Origin of the sequence: Lewinella cohaerens DSM 23179 (assembly GCF_000379805.1) — a bacterium.
GTDB lineage: Bacteria > Bacteroidota > Bacteroidia > Chitinophagales > Saprospiraceae > Lewinella > Lewinella cohaerens.
Genome location: NZ_KB903544.1, coordinates 64,181 through 77,419 on the forward strand (window position 1 = coordinate 64,181; position 13,239 = coordinate 77,419).

Annotated in this window: 12 protein-coding genes; 5 read left to right on the forward strand and 7 right to left on the reverse strand. The window is 44.9% G+C overall.

Annotated elements, in window-relative coordinates; genetic code table 11:
* Positions 1–77 precede the first annotated feature (77 nt).
* Positions 78–1,253 carry a Pycsar system effector family protein gene (locus tag A3EU_RS0113715; protein ID WP_020536746.1) on the reverse strand — a complete coding sequence of 392 codons (1,176 nt, stop codon included), beginning with the start codon at positions 1,251–1,253 and terminating at the stop codon, positions 78–80.
* A gap of 112 nt (positions 1,254–1,365) precedes the next feature.
* On the reverse strand, positions 1,366–2,208 hold the full coding sequence (locus tag A3EU_RS0113720) for an aminotransferase class IV (protein ID WP_020536747.1): 843 nt from the start codon (positions 2,206–2,208) through the stop codon (positions 1,366–1,368).
* Between the two features lie 253 nt (positions 2,209–2,461).
* On the opposite strand from A3EU_RS0113720, the gene A3EU_RS0113725 reads away from it, so the two are divergent.
* Positions 2,462–3,148, forward strand: coding sequence for an RluA family pseudouridine synthase (locus A3EU_RS0113725; RefSeq protein WP_020536748.1), 687 nt, complete (start codon positions 2,462–2,464; stop codon positions 3,146–3,148).
* A gap of 26 nt (positions 3,149–3,174) precedes the next feature.
* Positions 3,175–3,804: a 16S rRNA (guanine(527)-N(7))-methyltransferase RsmG gene (gene rsmG / locus A3EU_RS0113730; protein ID WP_020536749.1), complete on the forward strand. Its 630-nt coding sequence runs from the start codon at positions 3,175–3,177 to the stop codon at positions 3,802–3,804.
* A gap of 254 nt (positions 3,805–4,058) precedes the next feature.
* Here rsmG and A3EU_RS0113735 read toward each other — a convergent pair whose 3' ends face one another.
* A complete protein-coding gene (locus A3EU_RS0113735; RefSeq protein ID WP_020536750.1) occupies positions 4,059–4,631 on the reverse strand; it encodes a hypothetical protein in 573 nt (190 codons plus the stop codon).
* Positions 4,632–4,648: 17 nt separating this feature from the next.
* Positions 4,649–6,187: a 2,3-bisphosphoglycerate-independent phosphoglycerate mutase gene (gpmI, locus tag A3EU_RS0113740; protein ID WP_026211395.1), complete on the reverse strand. Its 1,539-nt coding sequence runs from the start codon at positions 6,185–6,187 to the stop codon at positions 4,649–4,651.
* Between the two features lie 296 nt (positions 6,188–6,483).
* Here gpmI and A3EU_RS0113745 point away from each other — a divergent pair, with 296 nt between their 5' ends.
* Positions 6,484–6,864: a DUF4783 domain-containing protein gene (locus A3EU_RS0113745; RefSeq protein ID WP_020536752.1), complete on the forward strand. Its 381-nt coding sequence runs from the start codon at positions 6,484–6,486 to the stop codon at positions 6,862–6,864.
* A 246-nt stretch (positions 6,865–7,110) separates the two neighbouring features.
* Positions 7,111–8,166 carry a dual-specificity RNA methyltransferase RlmN gene (rlmN, locus tag A3EU_RS0113750; protein WP_020536753.1) on the forward strand — a complete coding sequence of 352 codons (1,056 nt, stop codon included), beginning with the start codon at positions 7,111–7,113 and terminating at the stop codon, positions 8,164–8,166.
* 7 nt (positions 8,167–8,173) lie between these two features.
* On the opposite strand, the gene A3EU_RS0113755 is transcribed toward rlmN, so the two are convergent.
* Positions 8,174–8,734, reverse strand: coding sequence for a hypothetical protein (locus A3EU_RS0113755; RefSeq protein ID WP_020536754.1), 561 nt, complete (start codon positions 8,732–8,734; stop codon positions 8,174–8,176).
* A gap of 40 nt (positions 8,735–8,774) precedes the next feature.
* On the opposite strand from A3EU_RS0113755, the gene A3EU_RS0113760 reads away from it, so the two are divergent.
* Positions 8,775–10,442, forward strand: a complete 1,668-nt coding sequence (locus A3EU_RS0113760; protein ID WP_020536755.1) for an ABC1 kinase family protein — start codon at positions 8,775–8,777, stop codon at positions 10,440–10,442.
* Between the two features lie 71 nt (positions 10,443–10,513).
* On the opposite strand, the gene A3EU_RS0113765 is transcribed toward A3EU_RS0113760, so the two are convergent.
* A complete protein-coding gene (locus A3EU_RS0113765) occupies positions 10,514–11,050 on the reverse strand; it encodes a GNAT family N-acetyltransferase (RefSeq protein ID WP_020536756.1) in 537 nt (178 codons plus the stop codon).
* Between the two features lie 224 nt (positions 11,051–11,274).
* The gene (locus A3EU_RS0113770; RefSeq protein WP_020536757.1) at positions 11,275–13,116 is read right to left on the reverse strand and encodes a glycoside hydrolase family 13 protein; all 1,842 of its coding nucleotides are present in this window, start codon (positions 13,114–13,116) and stop codon (positions 11,275–11,277) included.
* Positions 13,117–13,239: the final 123 nt, after the last annotated feature.

The window sequence follows — 13,239 nt, forward strand, 5'->3', positions numbered from 1 at the left end:
CAAATACTTGTCGCGACTTTCCCAAATAGTTGTTTTATTCTCGTGCTGTTCCTAATTTTTGAAACCTGCATCCTATCTTACTGAAAAACAGCATAGCTAATGCCAAAAAGCAATACGGATAATACCACGCCTACCATAAATAGGTTGTAACAAATGCGTAGTTGGTTGTACTTTTTACCCAACGAACGCCCGAGGAAATAAAGATCACGCTTAATCGCCGATTCCAGTGTATCGTCATCAGCGATGATAATATCCATGCCGGCATCATACTCTTTGATCCCCATTCGGTAGAAGTTACCGAAGAAGAAAAGGTTAGACTGTCCTTTGTTGATGTCCTCCTGTGTGGTGATCCCCGTCATTGGAATAGGCCGGGTGGCCAAGGTCGCAAAAATCATCGAACACAAGCAAGTCAGCAAAAGCACAATAACCGGAATCATCAGGTGAGGTGCATCATTGACGTAGCCAGCAGCCATAGGCACAGCAATCGTGACGATCAAGGCATTCACGGAAAGCATGATATTCGCTTTGTTATCTGCCAGGTTGCTTAGGTCCATGTGATTTCGCAGTGCTGTTTTAAACATCATCTGCGCACTACGGTTGGTACTGATCGTATTTCCTGTACGAGTATTTTGCTTTGATTTTTTCTTCTTTTTTTTCTTCTTCTTTTTTTTGCGCAGCTTCTTTAACGTCTTCTCGTTTTGCTGGTGTTGTATGCCGTATATTTCTTCGGCAATGTTGGTGTGGTATTTATGCCCTTTTACAAACTTATAATTGAGTTGGTACCACGCTCTCTCGTCATAAACCTCATTGCGAAAAACTTCCCATTCATGGCGTAATCCTGAAAGTAGAGCGAGGTAGTCTGCCCGTCCGATATTACTTAAATCAGCATCCCGCAGGATCATTTCCATCTGATCGGTAGGCTCGTGGCTGATCTTCGTAGCTAGAATGAGCCGCTTGATGGTAGCAATATCTTCTTCTGAATAATCTAAATCCTTTAGGAACTCGGCTGCCATTTCAGCACCGTTGGCTTCGTGATTTTCGTAAGATTTTACGTAGCCGATATCGTGAAACCAGGCTGCGACCTCTAGCAGCTCACAATCTTTGTTCGAAATTTCATGCCTGGCTGACAATAGCCTCACGGCATCTACGACAGACAAGGTATGCGGAAGGTTATGGTAATAATGATCGGGCGTTAACTTCTCTTGCAAGAGGTTTTTTACGTGACGCTCGGTCTTACTTACATTCGTTGGCATATTCTTTTTTTTCCACGGTACAGAGCATGTCGAGGGAATAATGTCGGTTAGCTCCCCCTATCCGGGTTTTTATCAAACACTAATTTAAGCATCAAAAGCCTAACCTAATAATTTACTTCTCCTGTTCCTCGGCTACTAACGCCAAAAAAGCAGCTTGCAAAGCTTTTGTATGAGCACCAGGTTCTCCGTTTCCTATGGCTTTGCCGTCAATAAAACTAACCGGCAAAGCCCCTTTGGTAGAGCTGGTTAGAAAGGCTTCTTTAGCTTCTTTCCATTCTGCTAAAGAGACGTCTCTTTCTTCTGTTTGCATCCCGCTTTTACGAGCCAATGCTAATATTTTAGCACGGGTAATGCCTGCGAGCACTTTGTCTTTTGCGGTGACCAACACATCATCCTTCGTAATGAGGAAAAAATTAGAGCGGTCGCTTTCCCTGATATATTTACCATCGTGGTACAAAATATATTCCGCTTCCTGTTTTTTTAGCCAGGGTAAGAGGTGTATCCCGATCAGGTAATTAAGGGATTTGATTTCAGGGAGCTCACGTTGGTATTGGTAGGTGGCTACCCGCGCTCCGCGCTCAAATTGAATAGGTGGCGGCCCAGGAAAAGGAGATTGTAAAATAAAGAGATTACCAACGGTAGGTGCGTAGCCATCTGGCGTGTAGCCACCCGTAAGGACTAATCTTATTCCTCCGGAAGGTTGCTCATTGGCTGCAATGAGTTGATGTATACCTTGCTTGAGGTTTTCTCTTTCAATGGGTGATACCAACCCAAGGCGCTTTGCTGAGCGATAAAAACGATCGAGGTAATCTTCTAAAAATCGAGGCTGGAAACGCTCGAAAACGAAATAATCAAAAATGCCAAATCCTCGTAAAAGGGCCAAATCATTTAATCCCAACTGAGCAGTCTCCTCGGGAATAATTGCTCCGTTTAAGTAACACTTTAGCTTATTCAAGGTCCTTATTTTCTTTATTTGCCGAAATATACCGGTAAAAACCGGATGTTTGCAGCAAATTTAGTGACAGAGAAAAAAATAAGCGTACCGTTTTTTACCTTTTTAATACCTCTAAATAATTGACTGTAAGCAAATTGTGTGGTAGGTTTGCAGGGGCGTTGAAAAAAATGGAAGATTATTTTTCGTTAACCTCAAGTGGGGGGCGACGATCAGCGAAGCTAAATTTCTTATTGAGTTTGTCAAAAAATGAAAAATGGACAATTATATCCCAATTGGTGATCAGGTGCTGTATAATAATCACCACTTGGTGGCTTTCAATAAACCGAATGGCATACCCGTGCAACCTGACCAAACAGAAGATCCTTCTCTGTTGCAGTTAGGCGCGACCTATTGTCAAACACATCTTCACCTCATTCATCGTATTGATCGCCCGGTGAGTGGTGTTGTGCTTTTGGCTAAACGCAAAGATGCCATGCAGGCCCTGCATGAACAATTTAGAGAACGGAGCGTAAAGAAAACCTATTTAGCCCTGGTAGCTCAAGAGCCGCCGGCAAACGAAGGAGAGTTGGTGCATTACCTGCGTAAAAAGAAAGGAAAATACCAAACGGAAGTACTTGACCAACCAGCATCTGATGCCGTTGAAGCACGCTTAAAGTACACGGTAGTTGGCAAAAGTGACCGTTATTTTTTGTTACAGGTTGATCTTCAAACTGGGCGTTATCACCAAATCAGAGCACAGTTGGCCCATATTGGCTGCCCAATAAGGGGAGACGCTAAGTATGGCTTCCGTCGTAGGAATCCAGATCGGAGTATTGACTTACACGCTTGGCAGTTAAGGTTCAGTCATCCACGTACGGGTGTCGCAGAGCATATTGTTGCATCGCCGCCTGCTACTCCATTGTGGGAAGCTTTTAAAATTCCTACTCCCTGGGAGGAATAAAATGTCAAAGAATTTAAATTTTCTGTATGGACGCTATTAAAACTTATTTTCCTGATTTAACGGCGGATCAACTGGCGTTGTTTGAGCAGTTAGATCCCCTCTATCGCGAGTGGAACCAGAAGATTAATGTTATCTCTCGGAAAGACATCGATAACCTTTACCTCCACCATGTTCTTCATAGCCTGGCTATTGCTAAAGTGGTTAAATTTATGCCAGGGGCCAGGATTTTAGACCTTGGCACAGGTGGCGGTTTTCCGGGTATTCCTCTTGCTATCCTTTTTCCGGAAACGGAGTTTGTATTGATTGACGGGATTCGTAAAAAAATCACTGTTGTTAATGAAGTAGCTACGGCACTAGGCTTGAAAAATGTACAAGGCTTTCAACAACGAGCAGAAGAGCGTAAAGGTCGTTCCTTTGATTTCGTTATCACTCGTGCAGTAGCCTTAATGGAGAAAATTGTCCCCTGGAGCATGCCGCTTATTCACGATAAACAGTTGCATGCATTGCCAAATGGTATTATTGCACTGAAAGGAGGGAACGTCAAAGAAGAACTACAGGCATTACCAAGAGGGACTTATTCCGAAATTTACCCAATCAAGAAGATGTTTTCGGAAGAGTTTTTCATTGAAAAATCTGTGGTGTACGTGCAGTATTAAGAAGAAGGGAAAATCTATAATGTATTTTGTTTTTACATATAAATGTAAATTAAATGCTGATTAACAGTGTTTTTTACTTTATGTAAAAATGTTATATTTGTAATCGTTATCAATGACAGTTCCAGTAAAAGGGAGGAATTGAACTCCTGACACTATGAACACTTTCTAGTGAATTGTCAACGATCCGCGTTTATGCTGCTTCCGGGTTATCGTTCAGGTAATCCGGAAGCTAAGCGCAAGATACTCCTTCAGCCTTATTGCGCTACAAACCTCCCTTTTATCTCGATATTCAGTGTTTCAGCCGTACGGTTTTCTTGCTGTGTTTTGATGAGGTAGCCGACTTTTGGCTCGTAAGTCATCCAGCTTTTATTTCTTGCGAGGGCTGTTTCTGTTTGGCTCACGATGTCAATCTTTTCTACCTCGCCTTCTTTATTCATCATCACAAAGAGCTCCTGCGTCTTCAATTCCGGATCAAGACTGGTATATTTTATCTCTAGTCCGCCCTGCTGTAGGGTTGAATCTGCTTGGTATTTATCAGACCATGCCGGGCGGTTGATATCTGCTTTGCGAAACATGCTGAACTCCCTGGAATAATCAATATCCGCGATGAGCTGTTGCTCTTCTTTTTCGTTGATACGAATCTCTTTGTCAAGGCCAATGTTAGCACTTTGCAAACGTTTTTCTTCGGCCTCGAAAAATTTTTCCAGTAAAAAAAAAGTGTCTTCTCGGTCTACTGCGGCCTGTGCTTCGTCGGCTTGGTTGCAGGAAGAGAATAGCAAGACCATAGTAATGATGGTCGTTGCGTAAAACAAGTATTTGCTGATCATGCTAATTAGTTCTGTCGCTATTTTTCCTGGATCAGGATGTTGCCGTCCATTTCTGTTGGCGCAGGCACACCCATCATCCATAGCAGTGTTGGCGCGACATCCCCAAGCTTTCCATCCTGAAGTTGCCAGCTATCCGATCTTTGATTAACAAAAATACAGGGCACCAGGTTTTTAGTATGCGCAGTATTGGGTGAGCCGTCTTCGTTGATGAGGTAATCAGAGTTGCCGTGATCAGCAATCACAATCGCTTCGTAGCCGTATTCGCGACCTGTTTCCAGTAACCTGCCCAGGCATTCATCTACGGTTTCAGCGGCAGTAATTGCGGCAGAGAAGACCCCTGTGTGGCCCACCATATCCGTGTTGGCGTAATTGAGGCAGATAAAGTCTGGCTGATTCGCTTTTATGTCTTCGATGATGGCATCGGTAATCCCAAGCGCACTCATTTCCGGTTTGAGGTCGTAAGTAGCCACTTCTTTAGGCGAAGGAATGAGCAGGCGGCGTTCGTTTTCAAAAGGCTCTTCCCGGCCACCGTTGAAGAAAAAGGTGACGTGTGCATATTTCTCTGTTTCGGCGATCCTTACTTGAGTTTTTCCGTTAGCGGCCAAAACTTCACCCAGGGTTTTCTCAAGGTCTTTCTTTTCAAAAAGCACCTCTAAACCGGTAAAGGTTTCGTCGTAACGTGTCATTGTAAGGTAGCGAACATCCAGTTTTTTCATCTCATAATCTGGGAAATCTTGCTGTGTAAGCGCCGCAGAAATCTGTCGAGGGCGATCTGTCCGGAAATTGAAACACAACAATACATCTCCATCTGCCAATGCAGGAGGCGTTTCTCCTTTTGCATTGGTAACCAAGGTTGGCTGGATAAATTCATCTGTTTCGCCCGCTTCGTAGCGTTCCTTGAGGGTAGCAATAATATCGCTGGTCGTTCCACCTTCTCCTTTTGCAATAAGGTCATAGGCTAGTTTAATACGTTCCCAGCGCTTGTCGCGGTCCATTGCGAAATAGCGGCCAATGACGGTAGCTAAGCGGGTGTTTTTCCCTTCCAGGTGAGCGAGTAATGTTTGCAGGTAATCCTTGCCACCTTGCGGAGAGGTATCACGCCCGTCGGTAAAAGCGTGAATAAAAGTTTTATCGTGACCTGTTGCTTCAATGATATCAACCAAAGCAAGGAGGTGGTTCAATTGGGAGTGTACTCCACCATCCGATACCAAGCCCATCAGGTGGATAGCCTTGCCGTTTTCCTTTGCGTAGGCGATGGCGTTTTGTAGCTTTTCGTTTCGAGCTAAATCGCCGTCCCGGATAGCTTTGTTAATACGTGCTAACTCCTGATACACGACACGTCCGGCGCCAATATTCAAATGGCCAACCTCTGAGTTTCCCATCTGACCTTCCGGCAAACCGACCTCTTCTCCATACGTGACGAGGGTGCTATGAGGGGCGTTTTGCCAAATGTTATCAAATACGGGTGTATTTGCCTGTGCAATGGCATCGGCACCAGGAACCTGGCCCAATCCCCAACCGTCAAGAATAACTAACATCGCTTTTTTAGTGCTCATCGTCTGCTAAGTATAGGTTATAGTGCCCAAATATAAGCACTTAGTGTAAACAAAACACTAAACAATAGTGCTTGTCTTTCAGGAAAATTGTTCTTACTTTTGAGATAGGCTAAGCAATGAATACCAACTGGTACTCGTTATTACCACGCCTGAGCTGCAAATTAGCAATGTAGCCAACGTTACTGCAACTATTCAAACTATCTCGCCTAAGGAAAAATGTGACTATAAGTACATTTTTCGTCTAATTCACGAAGCAAAGTTACTGGTTATATTACCGATAACTTAAAATCGAGCTTATGAAACAGTTGTTGTTTGTTCTAATGTTATCTCCCATTGTGACTTTCGCCCAAGGCGGAATGTCCCAAATTACGGCTGCTTTGAACAGTGGTGATATGGAAACATTGGGCACTTATTTCGATGAATCACTGGAATTATCTATCCTCGAAGAGGAAGGGATATACAATAAAGCACAGGCTTTACAGAAAGTAAAGCGCTTTTTGGGCCAAAACACGGTCTCCTCTTTTACAGAGGTGCATCAAGGTGCTTCCCGTAGTAGTGATTCCCAGTACGTAATTGGTAATATGAAGACCAGTGGTGGTACCTACCGCGTGTATTTGTATCTGACCAATCGTAATGGAAAAATGATTATTCAGGAATTTCGCTTTGACAGCGAATGATCTTTAGTATTGCGCAGAAAATAAAACGCGATTTTTCTTAAGTTTTCCAAATAGTTAAAACACTTAAAATGAATCGTTTATTTAACTATTGTGAAAAACAAAATCGGTTTTTATTTTCGTGCTGTTCCTTAACATAAAATACGAGTGAACCGAAAATTGATTTCGCCGGTTTACCTACAAAACACCCGCTAATCGTACTGATTAGCGGGTGTTTTGTATTAATACTATTAGACTTACCTTTGTGCTATGAATACCAAGGCATCCATACAAATGGACATTCGTAAACTCAGTTTGGACGACCTCAAAGTTGTCATGAAAGAACTGGGGCAGGCGGGCTTTCGCGCCAAACAAGTCTATGAATGGCTGTGGCAGAAAGGTGCCCGTTCCTTTGCGGAAATGACCAATCTCTCAAAAGCGCTGCGTGAGCAACTAGAGGAAGGCTATCAGATCAATGCCATCACAGAAGATAAGGTACAGCACAGTGCGGATGGGACGATCAAGTCTAGGTTTCGCTTACATGATGGGCATCTTATTGAGTCCGTTTTGATTCCAGTGCCGGATGATAATCGTTTCACGGTTTGTGTATCCAGCCAGGTGGGCTGTAGTTTGAGTTGTAAATTTTGTGCGACTGGCCAGATGAAGCGCCTCCGCAACCTGGATGCTGCCGAAATTTTTGACCAAGTAGTGCTCGTCAACGAGCAATGCCTTGAGAAATTTGGCCACCCCCTCACGAATATCGTCTACATGGGCATGGGCGAACCGCTTTTGGCCTATGCTCCTATGCTGGAGAGTATTGAGAAAATAACGACGCCGGATGGTTTAAATATGGCTCCCCGTCGTATTACCGTAAGTACTGCTGGTATTGCAAAAATGGTCCGTAGACTGGCTGATGATGCTACCAAAGTCAATCTAGCCCTTAGTCTGCATGCTGCCGATGATGTCAAGCGAGATGAGATTATGCCCATCAATGAGCAGAACAATCTGGCCATTCTGATGGACGCACTTGAGTATTTCTACAAGCAAACAAAAAATCGGATCAGCTACGAATACATCGCTTTTCAGGATTTCAATGATAGCCTGGAGGATGCGCATAACCTGCTCCAACTCTGCAAGCGTTTCCCAGTAAGGGTCAATATCATCGAATACAACCCTATCGATGGCGCTGATTTCCGTAAAGCAACGGCTCATCGTATTGATGATTTTGCGCGTTATCTCCGTGATCATGGCGTCATGGTTACCATCCGGCGTAGCCGAGGGAAGGATATTGATGCTGCTTGTGGCCAGTTGGCTAATAAGGGGTAAATCGTAATTAATCAAGGCTAAGGTAGAGTTCGTATACAAAGCGATCGAATAACTGGCGCCCGCTAAAACTTAGTGGACGTAGCTTAGGAAGGTCGCGTACCAAATAGGACTGCATACCTAAAAGGTCGTCATGACCAAGAAGACTATCTGCTTGCAAGAAGTTGAACTTTTTTGGGAAGGCAGACTGTTGGACCCAATTGGCCAATAAGGAATCTACTTCAGGTGGTAGCGTTTCATTGTCAAGTTCCACAAGGAAAAATGTACAGCGGTCTGATTCTTCTGGTGGTTCGAGTAATAGGTTTATTGGAAACATAAATGTTTCTTTTGAAAAGACGAGTTGGTGTGTTTTATGTTGTTGAAGAATTTCTTTTTGCCGATGCAGAAAAGTGAAAAGAAATATCTCATCTTGATGGGTCGAAATCCGGCTCATGTCTTCGCTCAAATCTTTGACCACTAAGCTGTCTAGATAGATTTTTGCAACAGGAATTCGTTCTTCTAATGCTGGCGCCTTTGTTTGACAGCTATTCAGTGAAAGAAAAATAAAGCTATACCAGAAATACTTTAGCATAATAAACGTCCTTTGTTACCCGAGTAAATCCTCTCCTTGTATGGCTACCAACAAACTTCTTCATTCTCCCGGTAAACGGACACGTCGGGCATATAGCGTCGCCGCTCGTGTTGGTTTCAGTTATTTGTGGCTTTATTGGTGTAAAAAGATATTTGGTCAAGCCTATTACGATCGGCGTATTATGGTTTTACACCAGAAAAATGCCACGAGGGTAAAGACGGCAGTGCTGGAACTTCAAGGGCTTTTTATAAAGGTAGGACAATTACTTTCTATCCTGACCAATTTTCTCCCGGAGGCATTTCAGGAGCCGCTAGAGAGTCTTCAGGATCAAGTGCCAGCACGGCCTTACGAGCAGGTAAAGCAACGAGTTGTTACCGAATTGGGGGCAGATCCTGAGCAGCTTTTTGCTACGTTTTCAAAAGAACCATTGGCGGCAGCCTCCATCGGACAGGCGCATCGTGCGCAACTCAAGAGTGGAGAAGAAGTGGTTGTTAAAGTCCAGCATCTTGATATCGAATCTGTCGCAGAGGTAGACCTGAAAATAATCCAACGCTTACAATCGATTATGTCCTGGTGGTTTAACATTCAAGGCATGGAGCACCTGTACACCCAGGTGAGGCAGATGATTGAAGAAGAACTGGATTTCGTTGCAGAAGCCAGAGCCATGCAAGAGATTGCCGAAAACTTAAAAGAGGAAGAAGGTGTAGTTATCCCTATCGTTTTTGCTGACTATTCTACGACTAGAGTAATGACGACAGCCTACCAGTCTGGGGTGAAAATCAGTAAAAAAGATCAGCTAGAGACCTGGGGCGTAGATCAGGAAGCACTAGCGCGAAAAATATTAAGGATCTACAGCCGGATGGTCTTCAAAGATGGCTACTATCACGCTGACCCTCATCCCGGCAATTTGTTGGTACAGGCTGATGGCACCCTCGTTATTCTGGACTTTGGGGCGGTGGCTCGCTTGCAACCTGTTATGCGAGAGGGCTTATCGGAATTGATCGAAGCCGCTGTCAAAAACGACCTGGCTGGCATGGTGGAGGCTGGCCGTAAAATGGGTTTTCTCGCCCCTGGGCGCGAAGCCGAACGTATGGCAGAACAAATGATCGATGCAATGCGCACATTCATTCAGCAAGAAATCAAGCTGGAAGGGCTCGATTTTAAAAATATCGAAATTGATCCTTTCAATAATAGCCTTTTTGAACTTTTGAAAAACATTGGTATTGGTGGTATCACCAGCACGGTACAGGTTCCGAAAGAATATGTCTTATTGAATCGGATGGCTACACTGCTGCTGGGGATCAGTAGCACCTTGGCACCGCAGCTGAACCCGCTGGATGTGGTACGGCCCTATGTTCAGAAATTTGTTTTGGGCGAAAAGGGGAACCTCGTTTCGTTTGTGACACGTGTGCTCCGCGATACCACTAGTCAATTATTGAGTATTCCCGGTGAGTTGCAGGGCGTCCTTCGCCAGGCTCGTCAAGGCCAACTGGATCTAGCTTCAGTAGATACGCGCAACAGTGGCCGTTTGGTTTATCAGGGCCTGCGGCAGCTGCGTTTGTCCCTTTTATTGATAGCTGGAGCTGCCTTTTGTTATCTTTTTTGGAAACAGTCAGAAGAAGTGCTACTACAAATCAGTGGAGGGGCTTGCCTTGTTTTTTGCTACCTTTTGTGGCGTTCTGGGCGCAAGGTGAAAAGGATATATTAGGTCCCTTTTGTGCGATTATCAGCCGCAGAGGTACAGAGACGCGGAGGAAAACAAAGTAAGCGTGGTGATTATCACTTCATCCGTTGCCATTCTGCCTTGGTGATTTTATACCAATTGTGTGGCACCTGGCAGTATTCAAACTGATCTATTAATTGCATACCTACCTTCTGTAGGACTTTGTTGGATCCAATGTTATCAAGGTCTGCTGCGGCATAAATTTCTTCGAACTGCCGTTGCTGGAAACCATATTGCAAGGAGGCTATGCCTGCTTCGGTAGCGATGCCCTGGCCCCAAAATTTCTTTTTTAGGCGATACCCTAAATCGTAATAAGGAAAACCAGCACGAACAATGGTCTCGTATCTGAGGCCCGACCAGCCTACAAATTCTCTGGATGCTTTATCAATAATGGCTAAACGGCCAATGCCGTTTTCCTCGTATTGTTTTTGAATATCCTTGATCATCTCCTCCGATTCTTTGAGGTGCTTTACGGGGTGGTTACCCAAGTATTTATGAACCTCCGGGTCTGAGTCGAGTTCAAAAAAGCCAGGAGCGTCTTCTGCTTTAACGGCTCTTAAAATGAGTCTTGGAGTTTCGATATATGCATTCATTCATAAGTTGTTTAGCGTTTGACTTTGGTCAAAGTAGTATCGGGATACAGGCCGCTTCGCGTCCTTTGGGTAGAGGGTAGAGAGATTTAATGACCATCCCTGCTTGATTTCAACATCAGTCAAGTAAGTCGATGTTGGGAATTAGTTGGTTAGCTTTTGTGGGGAAATACAATCCCTCTACCCTCTACTTCTAGGGCGATTAGCCCCACGTCTCTCTACTACTTTTAATCCAGCTCCAATATCATTACTCCTCGTGCAGGTATTTGTAGCTGTTTGTCTAAGGTATGGGGCTGACCTGTGAGAATATCTTTCCCGATGGTTACCCCTTCCAGCATCTCTGCAAACCGTTCCAGGTCCAGAGAAGTTCCCTCGTCGTTTTTATTGAAAGCCACCATCACTTTTTGTTCGTCGTTGTAGCGAAAGTAAACGTAGGTGCCATCTTCGGGTAAAAAGTGGGTCATTTTGCCATAATGGACAGCTTCCGCACTTTTGCGCCATCGCAATAAAGTCTTGGTAAAGTCTTGTGCAGCTACTTGCGCGCTGGTCAACCCGTCACCAGTGAAGGCATTGACTGGGTCACCGGCCCACCCGCCGGGAAAGTCGCTGCGAATATCACCATGATCACCGGCGGGAGCGTTGCTCATCAAAATCTCCGTACCGTAGTAGATTTGCGGAATCCCCCTGGTGGTTGCAAAGTAAACCATGGCCATCCGGAACAGGTCTTCGTCTTCATTCACTTGCCGGAAAATTCGGCTCATATCGTGGTTATCGGGGAAAATGACGAGGTTCATTGGGTCGGCGTAGAGGAAATCCTGGGCCAGCATTTCGTAAGCGGTGATCCAACCGGATTTGAATGCTTCTTCCTCGTTCAGTGCTTTTATGAAAGCTTGCTGCAAGGGGAAGTCCATCAAGCTAGGCAGGTAGGAGGTGTAGCCGTTGGGGTTGTCCTTGCCTGCCTGCCAGTAGGCTACCGTGCTGGGGTTTTCAAACCACTCTTCCCCGACGATATTGAGGTAGGGAAATTCCTCCATTACACGACGAGTCCATTCAGCCATGAAGTCTTCGTCGGGATACGGGTAAGTATCCATTCTGATGCCAGCAAGGCCCAGGTATTCTGTCCACCAAATGCTATTTTGAATCAAGTAAGTGGCCATAAATGGGTTGCGCTGATTGAGGTCGGGCATGGTGGGCACAAACCAGCCGTCAGCGAATACTTTCTTATCAATAGCAGAAGCATAAGGGTCTTGCCAAACGGTCTTTCGGTGGTTGGTTTGGGTATATTCGTCCCAGGTGTTGATCCAGTCCTCGGAGGGTAAATCTTTCATCCACCAGTGCTCCAGGCCGCAGTGGTTGACGATCATGTCCATGATGACTTTTACGCCTTTTTCGCGGCTTTCGTTAGCCAATAGTTGGTATTCTTCATTGGTGCCAAACCGAGGGTCGACACGATAAAAGTCTGTGGTAGAGTAACCATGGTAGGAGTAGGCCTCCATATCGTTTTCGAGCAGCGGGTTTACCCAGATCGCGGTGAAACCAAGATCGTGGATGTAATCCAAGTGTTGGCGCATACCTGCAATGTCTCCGCCGTGGCGACCACCCAAGGTGCTACGATTAGCTGTTTCGCGCATCCCGGCGATGTTATCATTATCGGGATTGCCATTCGCAAAACGGTCTGGAGTGATGAGGTACAGAACATCTGCGTTGTCAAACCCCTTTCGCATGGCGGGATCTTGGTTACGATCCAGTAGTTGCCATTCTTGTTGTAAAACTTCTTTACCATTTTTGGTAAACGACAATACGACATCTCCTGCTTTAGCAGCGGCGGTTATTTTTAAATCAACGAAAAGATAATTGGGGTTGCTCACCCTGCTTACCCGCTCAATATTTATGCCGGGGTGGGTAGTTTTAGGCAGCAGGTCACCGATGTTTTTACCGTAAACCAAAAGTTGAACCTCTGGGTTATGCATGTCTGTCCACCAGTTAGCGGGCTCGACGCGCTCGATTGAACTTTGCGATTGGAGGCCAAAGCTTATCAATAGTAACAGGGAAAGGAAGGATAATCTCATCGTTGTATGTTTTTGTACGAACAGCTAAGATGAGAAAAATCGGGTAATTGCAGACTTCCTTAATCTGCGTTTCTGGTGTTCAGATCAAAATCGTCATAGAGTCTTGGTGACGGAGTAGATGGC